General features: G+C 66.6%; 17 protein-coding genes. 10 read left to right on the top strand and 7 right to left on the bottom strand.

Annotation, left to right across the window (positions count from 1 at the left end; genetic code table 11):
* Window positions 1–54: 54 nt before the first annotated feature.
* On the top strand, window positions 55–504 hold the full coding sequence (locus JOF56_RS12845; RefSeq protein WP_209637515.1) for a VOC family protein: 450 nt from the start codon (window positions 55–57) through the stop codon (window positions 502–504).
* Here the strand turns inward: JOF56_RS12845 and JOF56_RS12840 are convergent.
* Entirely contained in the window at window positions 501–920 is a 420-nt protein-coding gene (locus tag JOF56_RS12840) for a nitroreductase family deazaflavin-dependent oxidoreductase (RefSeq protein ID WP_209637513.1), read from the bottom strand. The genes JOF56_RS12845 and JOF56_RS12840 overlap by 4 nt on opposite strands.
* Window positions 921–1092: 172 nt before the next feature.
* Here JOF56_RS12840 and JOF56_RS12835 point away from each other — a divergent pair, with 172 nt between their 5' ends.
* Window positions 1093–1731 carry a class I SAM-dependent methyltransferase gene (locus JOF56_RS12835; RefSeq protein WP_209637511.1) on the top strand — a complete coding sequence of 213 codons (639 nt, stop codon included), beginning with the start codon at window positions 1093–1095 and terminating at the stop codon, window positions 1729–1731.
* Here the strand turns inward: JOF56_RS12835 and JOF56_RS12830 are convergent.
* The gene (locus JOF56_RS12830; RefSeq protein WP_209637509.1) at window positions 1728–3089 is read right to left on the bottom strand and encodes a zinc-dependent metalloprotease family protein; all 1362 of its coding nucleotides are present in this window, start codon (window positions 3087–3089) and stop codon (window positions 1728–1730) included. The genes JOF56_RS12835 and JOF56_RS12830 overlap by 4 nt on opposite strands.
* A gap of 181 nt (window positions 3090–3270) precedes the next feature.
* Between JOF56_RS12830 and JOF56_RS12825 the strand changes: the two genes are divergently transcribed.
* The 3 genes from JOF56_RS12825 to JOF56_RS12815 all read left to right on the top strand — a co-directional run bounded on the left by JOF56_RS12825 (window position 3271) and on the right by JOF56_RS12815 (window position 7324).
* Window positions 3271–4470 (top strand): endonuclease/exonuclease/phosphatase family protein, encoded by a 1200-nt coding sequence (locus JOF56_RS12825; protein ID WP_372447866.1) that lies wholly within the window; start codon window positions 3271–3273, stop codon window positions 4468–4470.
* Window positions 4467–4937 carry a SixA phosphatase family protein gene (locus JOF56_RS12820; RefSeq protein ID WP_307855073.1) on the top strand — a complete coding sequence of 157 codons (471 nt, stop codon included), beginning with the start codon at window positions 4467–4469 and terminating at the stop codon, window positions 4935–4937. Before JOF56_RS12825 ends, JOF56_RS12820 begins: the two co-directional genes overlap by 4 nt.
* A 107-nt stretch (window positions 4938–5044) precedes the next feature.
* Window positions 5045–7324: an ATP-binding protein gene (locus tag JOF56_RS12815; RefSeq protein WP_209637506.1), complete on the top strand. Its 2280-nt coding sequence runs from the start codon at window positions 5045–5047 to the stop codon at window positions 7322–7324.
* Here the strand turns inward: JOF56_RS12815 and JOF56_RS12810 are convergent.
* The 3 genes from JOF56_RS12810 to JOF56_RS12800 all read right to left on the bottom strand — a co-directional run bounded on the left by JOF56_RS12810 (window position 7296) and on the right by JOF56_RS12800 (window position 9461).
* A complete protein-coding gene (locus JOF56_RS12810) occupies window positions 7296–8249 on the bottom strand; it encodes a nucleoside hydrolase (protein ID WP_209637504.1) in 954 nt (317 codons plus the stop codon). The two genes, JOF56_RS12815 and JOF56_RS12810, sit on opposite strands and share 29 nt — an antisense overlap.
* Window positions 8250–8559: 310 nt before the next feature.
* On the bottom strand, window positions 8560–8766 hold the full coding sequence (locus JOF56_RS12805) for a hypothetical protein (protein WP_209637502.1): 207 nt from the start codon (window positions 8764–8766) through the stop codon (window positions 8560–8562).
* Between the two features lie 137 nt (window positions 8767–8903).
* On the bottom strand, window positions 8904–9461 hold the full coding sequence (locus JOF56_RS12800) for a TetR/AcrR family transcriptional regulator (RefSeq protein ID WP_209637500.1): 558 nt from the start codon (window positions 9459–9461) through the stop codon (window positions 8904–8906).
* A 105-nt stretch (window positions 9462–9566) separates the two neighbouring features.
* Between JOF56_RS12800 and JOF56_RS12795 the strand changes: the two genes are divergently transcribed.
* Window positions 9567–10214, top strand: coding sequence for a response regulator (locus JOF56_RS12795; RefSeq protein ID WP_209637498.1), 648 nt, complete (start codon window positions 9567–9569; stop codon window positions 10212–10214).
* On the opposite strand, the gene JOF56_RS12790 is transcribed toward JOF56_RS12795, so the two are convergent.
* Entirely contained in the window at window positions 10181–10768 is a 588-nt protein-coding gene (locus tag JOF56_RS12790; RefSeq protein ID WP_307855072.1) for a TetR/AcrR family transcriptional regulator, read from the bottom strand. The two genes, JOF56_RS12795 and JOF56_RS12790, sit on opposite strands and share 34 nt — an antisense overlap.
* 48 nt (window positions 10769–10816) lie before the next feature.
* On the opposite strand from JOF56_RS12790, the gene JOF56_RS12785 reads away from it, so the two are divergent.
* From JOF56_RS12785 to lysA, 4 genes are all read left to right on the top strand, one after another.
* On the top strand, window positions 10817–11254 hold the full coding sequence (locus tag JOF56_RS12785; protein WP_307855071.1) for an SRPBCC family protein: 438 nt from the start codon (window positions 10817–10819) through the stop codon (window positions 11252–11254).
* 19 nt (window positions 11255–11273) lie between these two features.
* Complete coding sequence (locus tag JOF56_RS12780; protein ID WP_209637492.1) at window positions 11274–11882, top strand: TetR/AcrR family transcriptional regulator; 609 nt, start codon at window positions 11274–11276, stop codon at window positions 11880–11882.
* Between the two features lie 54 nt (window positions 11883–11936).
* A complete protein-coding gene (locus tag JOF56_RS12775; protein ID WP_209637490.1) occupies window positions 11937–12554 on the top strand; it encodes an FMN-dependent NADH-azoreductase in 618 nt (205 codons plus the stop codon).
* A gap of 108 nt (window positions 12555–12662) precedes the next feature.
* Window positions 12663–13985 carry a diaminopimelate decarboxylase gene (gene lysA, locus JOF56_RS12770; protein ID WP_209637488.1) on the top strand — a complete coding sequence of 441 codons (1323 nt, stop codon included), beginning with the start codon at window positions 12663–12665 and terminating at the stop codon, window positions 13983–13985.
* Here the strand turns inward: lysA and JOF56_RS12765 are convergent.
* Window positions 13982–14950 (bottom strand): helix-turn-helix transcriptional regulator, encoded by a 969-nt coding sequence (locus JOF56_RS12765; RefSeq protein ID WP_209637486.1) that lies wholly within the window; start codon window positions 14948–14950, stop codon window positions 13982–13984. The genes lysA and JOF56_RS12765 overlap by 4 nt on opposite strands.
* Between the last annotated feature and the right edge of the window lie 327 nt (window positions 14951–15277).

Genomic DNA, 15277 nt, shown 5'->3' with positions numbered 1-15277 from the left:
CACACAGGTGTGTACCTTGCCGACAACGGACAACGAGCTCAGCGGAGGTGCCCGGTGAACTGGACACTGGAGGTCATCTGCCTGCCGGTCACGGATGTCGATCGTGCCAAACAGTTCTACGGCGGGAAGCTCGGGTTCACCGTGGACTTCGACTCCCAGCAGGGTGATGTCCGGGTCGTGCAGGTGACTCCGCCGGGTTCGGGGTGCTCGATCGCATTCGGCGTCGGGATCATGGACGAGAAGACCGAGGCGCTTCGGTTCACCGGGCGTCCGCCGATGGCGCCCGGATCACTGCAGGGCGTCCAGCTGGTCGTCCCGGACATCAAGGCCGCGCACGCCGAGCTCGTCGGGCGGGGTGTCGAGGTGACCGGCATCCAGGTGTACGGCCAGAACGGCGTCCGGCCGTACACCGACGGCGACCAGCTCGACAATGTCGGGTTTTTCTTCTTCACGGACCCCGACGGCAACGGCTGGGCCGTGCAGCAGATCAGTTCCCGCGGTTAGGCCTTGCGCTCGACGGCGACGACGGGGATGACCCGGTTGGTGTTCTTCTCGTAGTCGCCGAAACCCGGCATGACGGCGACCATGCGCGCGTACAGCTCGTCGCGCTCGGTGCCGCCTTCGATCGGCTTGGTGACGGCTTCGTACTTGTCGGTGCCGACCTCGACGGTGATGTCCGGGTTGGCCTTGACGTTGTAGAACCACGCCGGGTGGGTGTCAGCGCCGCCGTTGGACGCGATGATCACGATGCGGTCGCCGTCCGGCAAGTACACCAGCGGGTTGGTGCGCTGGTTGCCGCTCTTGGCACCCGTGGTCGTGATCAGCACCATGTTGGCGCCCTCGAACATGCCGCCGACCTTGCCCTCGTTGGCACGGAACTCTTCGATGATCTTGGCGTTGAAGTCGTTCGGGGTGGTCATACCCAGTCCTCCCAGTCCGGATTTTCTTCTCCGAGAAAGTCACAAGCCTGCCAGATTGTTCCCGTCGTCACCGATCTGGCTCGCGGCCAGAAGGGGGCACGCGGCGCGTGCGGTAACGCAGAGCCGGTCCAAAACGGACTTATCGGGTGTACCCCCGAGGCGAAAGCGAGCCATGAAGACTTCCTACGAACGCCTTCGCAGGACCATTGGCAAACTCGCGTACGAGCGTCGCTACAACGTGCGGACCGCCGAGCTGATCGAGCTCGACGAGCTGGGTATCGCCGGCGCCGGGCGCGGCTACTACGTGGCCGCGAGCTGGCGGACCCTGCGGCGGACGCTGTCACGCAAGGAGATCACGCCCAAGGACGTGTTCGTCGACTTCGGTTCGGGCATGGGACGCATGGTGCTGGAGGCGGCCCGGTTCGACTTCGGCCGTGTCGTCGGCGTGGAACTGTCCGGGCAGCTGCACGAGATCGCCCAGGACAACGTCCGGCGCACCCGCCAGCGGCTGCGGTGCCGGGACATCGAGCTGCTGCAGACAGACGTGCTCGCCTACGAGATGCCCGACGACATCAGCGTCGTCTTCTTCAACAACCCGTTCCAGGGTCCGGTGTTCGAGACGGTGATCGACCGGCTGGTCGCCACGATCGACCGCAACCCCCGGCAGATCAAGATCATCTACTACAACCCGGTCGAGGAGCGGACCATCCTCGGCACCGGCCGGGCCGAACTGGTCCGCGAACTCGTCCACGCCAGGCGCCGAACGGCGGGATCGCCGTTCGGCCTGACAAAAGTGTTCGCTCTGTCCTAACCAGCGTCCACGGTCAGCGTGTACTGGCCGAGGCTCGCGTACCCGGTGTAGCCGTTGGTGGCCGGGTCTCCGGCGCCGGTGCCCTCGATCTGGAAGGTGTACCGACCGGCCGCGAGGCTCTGCGAGAAACGCGCGTCCAGTCCTGTCGCCTCGTTCGCCGAAACGCGGCGCACCGCTGGATCGACCGTGGCCACGACTGTGCCCGCGGCATCCCGGATCGTGAGCTTGATGTCCAGGTCAGGGGCGTAAATCGCCGGCACCGCGGTCGCGGTCAGCGTGCCGCCCGCGTGCTGGATGGCGAACACGTCCACATCGGCGTCGGTGGCGATGATGCCGGTCACGGCGGTGTTGTCGGTCAGTGCCGAGGCCGACGCGGGGTCGTTGGGGAAGTCATCGGCCAACGTGGGGGCGCCGTTGGCTGGAATGACGGCCAGATCGTCCTCTTTGTTGTTCGCGCTGCCGTACTCGCCCTTGCTCCACTGGGTGACCGGCTGGCTGTAGCCGACGCCCATGATCGGGGCCCAGTTGGTGTGGCCGCCGTAGTACTCGGTGCCGTTGGTCTGGCCGTCGTGGCCGAGGCCCAGGTTGTGGCCGGTCTCGTGGGAGACGATCTCCGCGATCGACTTGCCGTCGTAGCTGCCGCTGGCGTACGCCCAGGCCGGCTGGTAGTTCGCGTGCCGGTTCGCCTCGTCGAACGTGCCGATGTAGGCCTGCCCACCGCAGCCGCAGTTGGTCACGTCCTTGGGCGTGATCACCGCGCGGGTGCCGTAGACCTGGTCAGCCGTGCTGGAGCGGGTGATCCGGTCGGCCGCGGGCTCCTGCGTGGTCACGTCCACGTCGAACGAGCGGTAGTCCTCGGAAACGGCCAGGAACGCCTCGTAGATCGTCTCGCGCTCGGCGGCGCTGAACGTGGCCGGGTCGTTGTCGGCGTCGAAAGGTGGCGCGTCGATGCGGGCACCGCCGTTCCAGGCCGTGCCCTCAACGCTGTGGCCGTTGAAGTCGAGGTAGATCGTCCGGTTCGAGCCGGGCCTGCTGTGCAGGGCGAACACGTCCACGCCGGGCGGGACGGCGATGTCGGCCGACACCGCGACCCCCGCTTTGGGCGCGTTGTCCTTCTCGACCGATCTGATTCTTCCGTACTGGTCGGCCTGGAAGTGGTCGCCGCGAGCCAGCTGGCGGACCTTGGTGATCGACAGGTTGTTCAGCGCGGCCAGGGCGATCGGCGACACGTCGGCCAGCGACCGGGGCTGCTCGAAGAGCACCTCAGGGGCGGACTGGGCGGGAGCTGGGATGAGCACCAGCAGTGCGGCGGCCGAGAGGACAGCCGTCACCGTGACGACTCGTGCAGGGTGGGACAACCGAGACAACTCCTTTGGGTTAACCCAAATGGGTTCATCGGCGGCCCAAGATACAAACAAACAGTCGAATTGAGAACCGTCCGAACGGACGTTTATCCCTCGAAAGACTGAACTAGCTGTTCATGAGTGTTCATCTCGAGGTTCGTGCGGATGCCGCCATCGCATGGCAGAGTCCTTCGCTGTGCGAATCCGGGTACTGCTTGCGTGTGCGCTGTTAGGTGTTGTCGTCGCCCAGCCCGCTGAGGCAACAAGTGGGGCGAAAGGTGGACCTGCCCAGGTCCGGTTCTCGACGTTCAACGCGTCGCTCAACCGGTCCGCGGCCGGTCAGCTGGTGTCCGACTTGTCCACTCCGGACAACGCCCAGGCCCGCAAGGTCGCCGAGGTCATCCAGCGCGACCGGCCGGACGTGCTGCTGATCAACGAGTTCGACTACGTGCCGGACAACAAGGCCGCGGACCTGTTCCGGACGAACTACCTCAAGCACGGGCAGAACGGCGCCAAGCCGATCGACTACCCGTACGCCTTCACCGCGCCGGTGAACACCGGCGTGCCCAGCGGCCTGGACTTCAACCGCAACGGCAGCACCACCGACCCGGACGACGCGTACGGTTTCGGCTTCTTCCCAGGTCAGTACGGCATGCTCGTGCTGTCGAAGTTCCCGATCGACCGCAAGGACGTGCGCACCTTCCAGAACTTCAAGTGGAAGGACATGCCAGGCGCGCTGCTGCCGGACGACCCGGCCACCCCGGCCAAGGGCGACTGGTACAGCCCGCAGGTGCTGGACGTTTTCCGGCTGTCGTCGAAGTCGCACTGGGACCTGCCGCTGAAGATCAACCGGCAGACCGTGCACTTCCTTGTCTCGCACCCGACGCCGCCCGCGTTCGACGGTGCCGAGGACCGCAACGGCACCCGCAACAACGACGAGATCCGGCTCTGGGCCGACTACATCACCGGCAAGGCCGGCTACCTGTACGACGACAAGGGCAAGCGCGGTGGCCTTGAGCGTGGCGCCAAGTTCGTGATCGCGGGCGACAACAACTCCGACCCGATCGACGGCGACAGCGTGCCGGGCGCGATCCAGCAGCTGCTGAACTCGCACCGCGTGATCGACCTCAAGCCGAGCAGCAAGGGCGCGGTCGAGGCCGCGCAGACGCAGGGCGGCGCGAACCTCACGCAGAAGGGCAACCCGCGCTACGACACGGGCGACTTCAACGACAACGCGCCGGGCAACCTGCGTGTCGACTACGTGCTGCCGTCCTACGGTCTGATCCCGCTGCATTCCGAGGTGTTCTGGCCGGTCGCAGGCTCGCCGCTGGCCCGGCTCAACGACACCTCCGACCATCACCTTGTGGGTCTCAGCCTGCTAGTTTTGGGCTGGTGACAAGGACTCTCGCGGTTATGCGGCACGCCAAATCGGCCTGGCCGGACGGCGTGCCCGACCTCGATCGCCCGTTGGGGGAACGTGGCCGCCGGGACGCCCCGGCGGCCGGTCGCTGGATCGAGAAGAACCTGCCCGGCCTTGAGCTGGTGACGTGCTCGACCGCGTTGCGGGCACGCCAGACCTGCGAGCTCGTCGTTGCCGAGTTGTCCAGTCCACCCGAGGTCCGGCACCACGCCAAGATCTACTACGGACCCGTGCTCGATGTCGTCCGCGAGCTGCCGGAGAACACCGAGTCCGCGCTGCTCGTCGGGCACAACCCGGAACTTGAGGACCTGGTCGAGCTGCTGTCCGGCAGGCAGGCCACGTTCAAGACCTCGACCATCGCGGTGCTGTCCACCGAGCTGCACTGGGCCGAAGCGGGCCCGGCCTGGGCGAGTTTGGTGACCGCCGAAACACCGCGTGGATAGGACTACTCCAATCGAGGGACGCTGATCACCCAGGTTGTCGCTATAACCCAAACCCTGAAATCCTGCCAAGGGGAGTCAACGGATTGGGTTACGGGACCATGCCGCAGGTGAAGCTGGGGGACGACAGCTCGCCGTTCGGACGGGAACTGCGCCGGCTGCGCACCCGGCGCGGACTGTCCTTGCAGAAACTCGCCGAACTGGTCAATTACACCCGCGGGTACATCGGCAAAGTCGAGGTAGGCGACAAACCGCCGACCTCGGAGCTGGCCCGGCGGTGCGATCAGGTGCTGGAGGCCGGCGGACAGCTGGTCGCCCTGGCCACGTCCGAGGGACTGCCCCGGCTCGCCCAGCTCCCGGCCGCCGCGGCCACGTTCGTCGGCCGCGAGACACAACTGAGCCAATTGGACATCGCGCTGGCCGGGGACAGCCATGGCGCGCCGTGGACCGTGGCCGTGGACGGCCCGCCCGGCGTCGGCAAGACCGCGCTGGCGTTGCGCCTCGCACACCAGGTCAAAGACCGGTTCCCGGACGGCCAGTTGTACGTCGACCTGCACGGTTACTCCCCCGACGGGCAGCCGTCGCGGCCGGACGTCGTGCTCGAGGAATTCCTGGTCGCGCTGGGTACGAGCGCAAGCGCGATTCCGTCTTCCACCAGCCAACGCGCCGCGCTGTACCGCTCGTTGCTCGACGGCAGCCGCATCCTGCTTGTCCTCGACAACGCACGCGACTCTCGTCAAGTCGAGCACCTGCTGCCGGGGTCCGCCGGTTGCGGCGTGATCGTGACCAGCCGCATGCGCTTGTCCGGGTTGCCGATGCGGCAGGACCAGCGAATCACGCTCGGCCCGCTCAGCGAGCACGAATCCATTGCGTTGCTGCGCACAGTGATCGGCAGCGATCGCGCGGACGACGAGCCGGAAGCGACCGCCGGGCTGGCGCGCCGATGTGGACATTTGCCGCTGGCGCTGCGGATCGCGGCCGAACGGGTTGCCACGCATCCCCACCACTCGGTCGATGAACTGGCCGATGAGCTTGGCGCCGAAGAAGAACGGCTGGACGTGCTGTCCACTGACGACGACTCGGTGGCCGTACGGACGGTGTTCTCGTGGTCCTACCGGGATCTGTCCGGTGAGTCCGCCCGGATGTTCCGGCTGATCGGCCTGCACCGTGGACCGCATCTGAGCGCACACGCCGCGGCCGCGCTCGCCGGTGTGCCGGTCGCTCACGCCAAACGGTTGCTTGACCGGCTTGTCGGCGTGCATCTGGTGCAGGGACTGGGAGGCAACCGATACCGCTGCCACGACCTGCTGCGCGTCTACGCGGCCGAGCGTGCCGCCGAGGAGGAGCCGCAGAGCGAGCGGAACCTTGCGGTGCGGCGGGTTCTGCACTGGTACCTGCACACGGCCTATGCAGCCAACCACACGCTCTCCCCGCAGCGCTTCGACCCGCCGCTGGAGCCGTCCGAGTTCTCGTTGCCGTTGCTGGACTTCACCTCGTACAACGAGGCGTTGGCCTGGTGTGAGCAGGAAACGGCGAACCTGGTCGCGGCCACCCGGCTCGCACTGGAGGTCGGCGAGGACGCGATCGCGTGGAAGATCCCGGTCGGCAGCTGGAACTTCGTCTTCCTGCGCAAACGCTGGAGTGCGTGGATCAGCGCGCACGAACTCGGCCTGGCCGGGGCACGGCGGATGGGCGACCGGTTCGGCGAGGCCTGGGCGCTCAACAACGTCGCACACGGCTTCCGTGAGCTGCGCCGCTTCAAGGACGCGAAGGAGCACCTCGCAGAGGCGTTGGAGATCCGCAAGGAGATCGGCGACACCGTCGGTCTGGCGTGGACGATCACCGCGATCGGGTTCGTGGACTGCGATCTGCGCCGGTTCTCCGTCGCGGTCGACACCCTCAGGGAGGCGCTGCGGATCCGGGAGGAAGTCGAGCGCGACTACGCAGGCAACGAATCGATCATGATCGCCAACCGGCAGGGCCAGGGCATCGCGCGGGCCTCACTCGGCGACGCGCTGCGGGAGCTGGGCCGGTTCGACGAGGCGCTCGACGAGCTCAACGAGGCACTGCTGACGTTCCGCAACATCGCCGACAAGCACGGCGAGGGCTACACGCTGGTGAAACTCGGCGACACCTACGCGCGGATGCGTCGCCCGCAGGACGCGCTGGCCAATTTCGAGCAGGCGCTGGAGACCCGTCGTGAGATCGGCGACCGGTGGGGTGAGGCGGAGACCCTGCACAGCCGCGGCCGGGTACTCCTGGACACAGGTGAGCCCGAGGCAGCGCGGGAGGCGTGGCGGCACGCGCTGGCGATCTTCACCGACCTGGACGACCCGCGCGCCGACGACGTGCGCGCGTTGCTTACTTCAACGCCTCGAACAGCCGGCTGAGAAACGTCTCGGTGTCCACCGACACCGTCGCCTTCACCGGACAGCGGCCGTGCCCGGCCTGGCTTTCGATGTGCGAATCGTCCACAATCGGCCGCCAGTCGGAGATCAGCTGGCCACGCGTGTGCGTACCGCGTAACTCCAGAGTCACCACGACGTCCTTGTACCGGCCGAGCGACGGATCGTGCAGCAGTGCGGCGGCGAGCGGGTCGTGGATCGTGCACGTCCGGAAGCCGAACATCCGCGAGTAGAAGTCCGAGTAGTGCTTGAGCAGCGCCGAGGCGAACTGCGCGCGGGGGCTGCCGATCTCGGCCAGCGCGCCCATCCACGCCTCGTCGGCCCGCGCGGTCTCGGTGACGTCCAGGCTGACCAGGGTCAGGTTCTCGAACCCGGCGTCGAAGACGAGATCCGCGGCTTCGGGGTCGTGCCACATGTTCGCTTCGGCGTGTGTGGTCACGTTTCCCGGGACGCCGAGCGCCCCGCCGAGCACCATGATCGATTTCAGCAGCCGGGGAAGCTCCGGCTCCAGCAGGACGGCCAGCGCGATGTTGGTCAGCGGGCCCAGCGCGAGGATCGACAATTCGCTCGGATTGGACCGTGCCAACCGGACGATCTGCTCGGCCGCGGAACCGTCGACCGGCCTGCGCTGCGGGGAACGCCCTGCCTGGCCGCCGAGACCGTCGTCACCGTGCACGAACTCGGTCGTCCGCAGCTCCTGCGCCAACGGCCGGTGAGCACCGACCGCGACCGGCACGTTGTCCAGACCAGCCAGTTCCAGGACACGCAACGCGTTGTCCGCCGCGGTGGGGGCCGGCACGTTGCCGTGCACACTGCCGACGGCGACGATCTCCATCTCCGGCTGCGCCGCGAGGTAAAGAATGGCCAGCGAGTCGTCGATGCCCGGGTCGGTGTCCAGGATGATGCGCACGAGACACGACTCAACCAGACAGACGCGCTGGACGCAGCCACTAACGATAAACACCGACAGTGTGTTGGTGACTTGCCATCATGGTTTCCGCAGGTCGTTCGCATGACAGTGCCTGCTCCAGCAGGGTGACGGCCGCATGTCTCCCAAAAGAGTCGACAAGTCACCCCTGCAAACGAATGCTCAGGCAGTCAATCGTTGACCATATGCGGAACGCCTTTTGCGTGTCCGCGCCAGAACAGCAGCATGTCTAGGGGTCTTGCTGGTGTCAGCGGACTGGCGCGGGCACACGCGTTCTGGCGAAGCCCCGAAGCTAACGGGAGCGAATCCACTCCGTGGCCAGCGCGTACGGGTCCATCGTGGACGCAGTGCCCTCAGCGATTCGTTGCACGGCGAACCTCAGCAGGTGACCGGCGTGTTCAGGGCCGATCCCGGCGTCCCGCGTGAGGCGTTCGTACGCCACCTCGGACCGCCACGCGCGCTCGCACGACGCGGCTACCAGGTCGGGTAGGTCGTCCATACCTCTCTTGACTCCTCCAACTCGCATGAGGTTGGGACGTGCGGTGAACCTAGTGGTTACGCGACTGCGATGGTGACCCTTGCCATGCTGCGTTCGCGTAACGTTCACCGGTAACGCCCCAGTCCCCCCGGGTCGATCTAAGCCCGGACGCTCTCGATCATCAAGGCCCCCAACCGGCCCGGTTCCCCGCCGATCTGGCGTTCCGTGGCGACAATGCCGACCAGGATCGCCTTGAGATCATCCCCCGTGAGATCGGCCCGCACGGCGCCTGCCCGCTGAGCCCGATGCAACAACTCGTCCTGCGCGGCCCGTAGATCCCGGCCGGCCGTCGCGGTGATCTCCATGAGGTCGCGGCCCGCGGCGCTCAACGCCTCGCCGAGCGCCTTGTTCCCGACCACCCGCCGAATCATGTTCTTGTAGAAACCGAAGAACGCATCTCCCGGCTCCTCGGCGTCCGCAAGCGCTTTCGCCTCGGCGACCAACTGCTCGACCCGATGCACCAGGATGGCCTCAAAAAGGGCCTCCTTGGTGGGAAAATGCCGGTAGACGGTGCCCACTCCCACGCCCGCACGCCGGGCCACCTCGTCAACGGGCACGGCAAGCCCCTCGGTCTCGAAGACCTGCTGCGCCACCTCAAGCACGCGCGCGCGGTTCCGCCGCGCATCCGCCCTCAGCGGCCGCTCAGTCTCCGTCATCCCGACCCAACCCAACACACCGAAAGGCCCCGCCATCCCAGCATGCGGAGCACCCACTCCGATTCTATCGGGATCGATGAGGTGAATCGACCTAAACTGGGCGACATGGCCGACGACACGATCACGGTTGTGATCAGTGACGACGCGCCGATCGTCCGAATGGGTCTGCGGATGATCGTGCAGTCCGAACCAGATCTCACTGTCCTCGCCGAAGCCTCGAACGGCGCTGAAGCCGTCGCGGCGGTCAGGGCCGAGCAACCGGACGTCGTCCTGCTCGACATCCAGATGCCGGGCGTCAACGGCATCGAGGCGGCTCGCCAGATCCTGGCGGGAACCACGAAAACCCGCGTTCTCATGCTCACGACATACGACCACGACGACAACATTCACGCCGCGTTGAGCGCCGGTGCCAGCGGATTCCTGGTCAAGGACGCCCCGCCGGAACGCGTCGTCGAAGCCATCCGCGCGATCGCGGCCGGCGACGCGATGCTCTCCCCATCCGTGACCCGGCGACTGCTCGACCGCGTCGCCCTACCGACTGGCCGGCTACCCGACTTGTCCGAACAGGACAGTCAAATACTGCAGCTGATCGCAAAGGGCCACACGAACAGCGAAATCGCGACCGATCTCCGCCTCACGCCGGCGACCGTGAAAACCTACGTATCACGGCTGTTCACGAAAATCGGTGCGCGAGACCGTACCCAAGCCGTCGTCCTCGCCTACGAAAGCGGACTCGTCCGGCCAGGCAGCTGAGCCTCGTAGCTCTGGATGAACCGTTCCATCGCCGCGTCGACTCCCTCGCGGTCGCCCGTGGCCAGCAGGTCGAGCAGCAACCCGCGGGTGACGGCAACGCCAAGCCGGGCGTTCGCGCGAGCGTCCTCTTCGGACAAACCCTGCGCGATGCCAAGCGCTGTCGCCGGCTGTACCCAGGTCTCGACGACATCGTCGAGCAGGTGGGTCGTTCCCGGCCTGCCCTGCAGCGCCTGGCCGTAGACCTCGAAGAACAGCCGTTCGTTGGGCCACAACACCGGATCGGAGATCCGCTGCCAGAACCTGCGGGCCAGATCGCCAGGCGACTCCCCAGGCTCGGCGGCCAGCTCGGCGAGCACTTCGCGCTGCCGCGTCTCGACCGCGCGAATGATCTCCACGAGCATGCCCTGCTTGGAGCCGAAGTGATAGATCAGCATGCGGTGGCTGGTGCCGAGCCCGGCGGCGAGCTGACGCAGGCTCTGGTCGCTGACCCCGTGTTCGGCGACGTAGTCGACCGCGGCGGCCAGCAGGCGTTGTTTCGCGTCCTTGTCACTCACTGAACCGAATGGTACATGTACCATCTGGTACACGAAGGAGGCAGGGCAGTGGGAACTCAGGAAATCGATGTTCAGGTGCACTCAGCGGCACAACCCGCGGCGGTCTACGCACTGCTGCGCGACGGTTCGACGTGGCCGACCTGGTCGCCGATCGAACGGTTCGCCCTGGAACGCCCCAGCTCACCGGAGCCGGAGAGCGTCGGCGCGATCCGCAATTTCTTCACCGGCAAGTACAAGATGCGTGAGGAGGTCGTCGAACTCGTGCCGGACAAGCGGTTCAGCTACGCCCTGCTCGAAGGGCTGCCGCTGACCGGCTACCGCGCCGTGGTCGACCTGACACCGGCCGCCGACGGCGGCACGGACATCCGCTGGCACACCACGTTCAAGTGCAAGATCCCCGGAATGGGCTTCATGTACCGCCGCGGCCTGCACAAACTGACCAGAACCGTCGCACACGGCCTCGCCGACCACGCCGCGAAGTCCTGATTCGGACTACAGTCCCCTTGTGCCTGACGAAGACCCGCTGAAAATCGGCGCCGGACCGCCCAAAGAACGTGCCGACGCGGCCCGAAACCGCCAGAAGATCCTGGACGCCGCCGCTCGACTGTTCGAGCGGCACGGCGTCGCAGGCGTGTCGATGGACCAGATCGCTGCGGAGGCCGGCGTCGGCAAGGGCACGTTGTTCCGGCGATTCGGCGACAAGTCCGGCCTGGCCGTGGCCCTGCTCGACGACCGGGAACGCGAACTGCAGCAGGGCGTGCTGTCCGGCCCGGCGCCGCTCGGCCCGGACGCGCCCGCCGGCGCCCGACTGGTGGCGTTCGTCGAGGCCTATGCCGATTTCCTGGAAGCCAATCTCGATCTTGTCCACCTGTCCGAGACGGCGTCGCCCGGGGCGCGCTACCGGGTCGGGGCCTACCAGTTCTGGCACCGGCACGTGACGATCCTGCTCGCCAAGGCCCGCCCCGACCTGGACGCCGACTATCTGGCCCACGCGATCCTCGCGCCACTGGCCGCCGACCTGCGCAAAGCACTGAACCACCAGGCCGAGCGTGCCAAGGCCGGCGCTGTGACGCTCGCCCTGCTCACACTCAGCGGGGTGACAACCGGACCGTAGTCCGCTAACCTCAGTCGAAGCGGACCGGAGTCCGTTTCGACTGAGAGGGCTGTCATGAGCAAGGTTCTGCACATTTCGGCCTCGCCTCGCGGCGAGGCGTCCGAGTCACTCGCGATCGCGCACACCTTCCTGGAGACCTACCAGGAAATCCATCCCGGGCACGAGGTCACCACATTCGACCTGTGGGACGGCTCGCTACCTGCGTTCGGGCCGGACGCCGCAGCCGCCAAGATGGCCGTTTTCGCCGGCCAGGAGCCGTCCAGCGAGGCCTGGGCGAAGGCGGTCGCGACCTTCGAGCGGATCAACGCGGCCGACAAATACGTGTTCAGCGTGCCGATGTGGAACGCGGGTATCCCTTACATCCTCAAGCAGCTCATCGATGTGATCAGCCAGCCGGGCATGCTCTTCTCGTTCGACCCGGCGGCCGGATACACAGGACTGTTGCGCGGCAAGAAGGCTGCGGTGATCTACACGAGCGCGGTCTACGGCGAAGGCCTGGCACCGGCGTTCGGCGCCGACTTCCAGCAGCCGTACCTGGAGAACTGGCTGCAATGGGCCGGAATCCACGACATCACGCCAATTCAGTTCCGGCCCAATCTGGTCACCGCGACCGCCGACACGGACCGGAAGCTCGCCCACGAACAAGCCCGTGAGGTGGCCAGGAAGTTCTAGTGGCCAGCGTCACCTGGCCGTAAACACCGCGCTAACAACAACGTCCGGATCGTCATGACTGTGTCCACTCGGGGCGCTGGACGGCCCGCGACGCGCTGTGGTGAAGCTGTGACTCTCACCGAAGTGCTCCCGAGCATCGCCGGATCACTGCACACCAAACTGGAGCCGGATGTCTGGCCGCGCAGCGCATGTGCGGGACCGGACGGACTGAGCATCGCCGGAATCTCCGTCAACGAACTCGCCGCACGGTTCGGCACGCCCGCGTACATCCTCGACGAGGACGAAGTCCGGCGCCGGTGCCTGGACTACCGGGTCGCCCTCCCCGACTTCGAGATCGCGTACGCGGGGAAGGCCCTGATGTGCCGTGCGGTGCTGCGTTTGATGGCTGAGCAGGGGTTCTCCCTGGACGTCTGCTCGGCGGGCGAGGTGGCGGCCGCCCGCGCGGCAGGCTTTCCCGCCGAGCGGATCCTGTTGCACGGCAACGCGAAGACCAGTGAGGACTGGAAGGCGGCGCTGGGTTACCAGGTCGGCCGGATCGTGGTCGACTCGCTCGACGAGATCCAACAGTTGGGTTCGCTGGCCCGATATCCGCAGCGTGTGCTCATCCGGGTGACCCCGGGCGTGGACGGGCACACGCACAAGGCGATCGCGACCGGGGTGGAGGACCAGAAGTTCGGGTTCTCGCTGCGTAGCGGGGCTGCGATGGCCGCGGTCGACGCCGTGCTGGCGCAGCCTGGCCTGCGACTGGCCGGACTGCACTGCCATATCGGTTCGCAGGTGGCCAGTGTGGCCGGGTATGAGCTGGCCGCGCGCCGGATGGTCGAGTTCATCGGGAGAATCCGTGACCGGCACGGCGTTGTCGTGGGCTCGCTTGACCTCGGCGGTGGGCACGCCGTGCCTTATCTGCCAGGCGAGCAGGAGTTCGATCTGACCGGGTACGCGCAGCGGGTGCGTGTCGCGGTCAACTACACCGCCTCGGCGCTCGGGATTCCCGCTCTGAAGCTGACTATTGAGCCAGGTCGCGCTCTTGTCGCCAACGCCGGTGTGACGCTTTACCGTGTGGTGACTGTGAAAGGTCCTTACGTTGCTGTGGACGGCGGGATGAGCGACAACATGCGCGTTGCCCTGTACGGCGCTCGTTACCTTGTCCGGTTGGCGGGCCGGCCTTCAGGTGCTCCAATTAGGACAGTTTCAGTCGTGGGACGGCATTGTGAGGCAGGCGATGTACTCGCTACCGACGTGCCTTTGCCATCGGACGTGCGGCCAGGTGACGTGCTCGCAGTGCCGGTGACCGGCGCGTATCACCATTCGCTTGCTTCCAACTACAACCAGGTCTGCCGTCCGCCGATCATCGGGGTGCGGGACGGCTTCGCGCGGCCGCTCGTCCGCCGGGAAACTGAGGAAGACCTGCTGGCCAGGGACGTCGGCTAGGTGTAGATCCGGGCGAGATCGGTCGCGGCCCGTACGAACATCTCGCGGAGTTCTTTCGGCTCAAGGACTTCCGCGTCCGGGCCGAGCTGCAGGATGGCGTGCAGGGCGTGCAGGTTCGTCTCGATCGGCACCACGACCGTGGTCCAGCCGTCCTGATCGGGCTCGCCGGCGCGGTCGGCGAGCGCGCGGTTCACCACCGGGCCGAGCAGGAAAGCCATCCGCCGGCCCTGCGGGGACAACCGGACCTTGGCCTCGCCCCGCCACAGTGTGGCCTCCACGCGTTCGGCCGCGATCTCCCAGTGTTTACCCAGGTCGAAGTCGGCAGGCCGGTCGAACTGCTCGTCGGACACGGTGAGCGCCAGGATTCGCGACACGCGGTAGGTGCGAGGCTCGCCGCTGCCCTTCGCGACCAGGTACCAGACGCCGTTCTTCAGCACGATTCCCAGCGGCTCGAGGATTCGGTCCACTTCGGAATTTCCCCACCGCCGGTAGCGCACGGAGATCCGGCGCTGGTCCCACACCGCCCCCGCGACCGCTGCCAGATACCGCGGTGGCTCATGCTGCTCACGAAACCACGCGGGCGCGTCCAGCAGGAACCGTTCGCGGATCGACTCCGCCCGGCTGCGTAGTTCCGGCGGCAACGCGGCCATCAGCTTGAGCTGCGCGGCGGCCACGACCTCACCCAACCCGAGCTGTTTGGCCTGGTCAGGCAGGCCGGCCAGGAACAACGACTCGGCTTCGGCAGTGGTCATGCCGGTCAGCTGGGTGCGGTAACCGGCCAGCAGTTGGTACCCGCCGGCCGGGCCGCGGTCGGCGTACACCGGCACCCCGGCGGCGCTCAGCGAATCCACGTCCCGGTAGATCGTGCGGACCGAGACCTCCAGCTCGTCGGCCAGTTCCTGCGCCGTCATCCGGCCCCTGGCCTGCAACAGCAGGAGGACCGACAACAACCGGCTTGCTCGCACGATCCGATTGTCCCAGGTACCGGCCTGATGGCCACCTGCCTGTCCGAAGCGACCGAATGCACTCCCAGTCGCGCGAAAAGCACTTGATCCTGAGGGTTTCAGGCTCAGCTGAAACCGTTGCCGATGCAGCGCACCGGCAACGGTGAAGGTATTGTGTAGATATCAGGAGGATTGAACGTCGATAGCAGTCTTGACCTGGGGATTCGCTTTTCGTTACAGGGTTTGTACGTGACTTCCTTCACGCATAACCGGTTTGGCGTTGATTACTCCTTTCGTGTTAGCTGGCGTCGTCCCCGCGATTAGGGGATTTGCCAGTGGGGTAGAACA

Source organism: Kibdelosporangium banguiense, assembly GCF_017876405.1.
Classification (GTDB): Bacteria; Actinomycetota; Actinomycetes; order Mycobacteriales; family Pseudonocardiaceae; genus Kibdelosporangium; species Kibdelosporangium banguiense.
This window is presented reverse-complemented; position numbering and strand designations above follow the sequence as displayed.

Bases quoted from the DNA above. Each gene is read 5' to 3' on its own strand.
- JOF56_RS12775 (WP_209637490.1), top strand. From the start codon at position 11,937: ATGAGCAAGGTTCTGCACATTTCGGCCTCGCCTCGCGGCGAGGCGTCC.
- JOF56_RS12795 (WP_209637498.1), top strand. From the start codon at position 9,567: ATGGCCGACGACACGATCACGGTTGTGATCAGTGACGACGCGCCGATC.
- JOF56_RS12805 (WP_209637502.1), bottom strand. From the start codon at position 8,766: ATGGACGACCTACCCGACCTGGTAGCCGCGTCGTGCGAGCGCGCGTGG.
- JOF56_RS12840 (WP_209637513.1), bottom strand. From the start codon at position 920: ATGACCACCCCGAACGACTTCAACGCCAAGATCATCGAAGAGTTCCGT.
- JOF56_RS12835 (WP_209637511.1), top strand. From the start codon at position 1,093: ATGAAGACTTCCTACGAACGCCTTCGCAGGACCATTGGCAAACTCGCG.
- JOF56_RS12800 (WP_209637500.1), bottom strand. From the start codon at position 9,461: ATGACGGAGACTGAGCGGCCGCTGAGGGCGGATGCGCGGCGGAACCGC.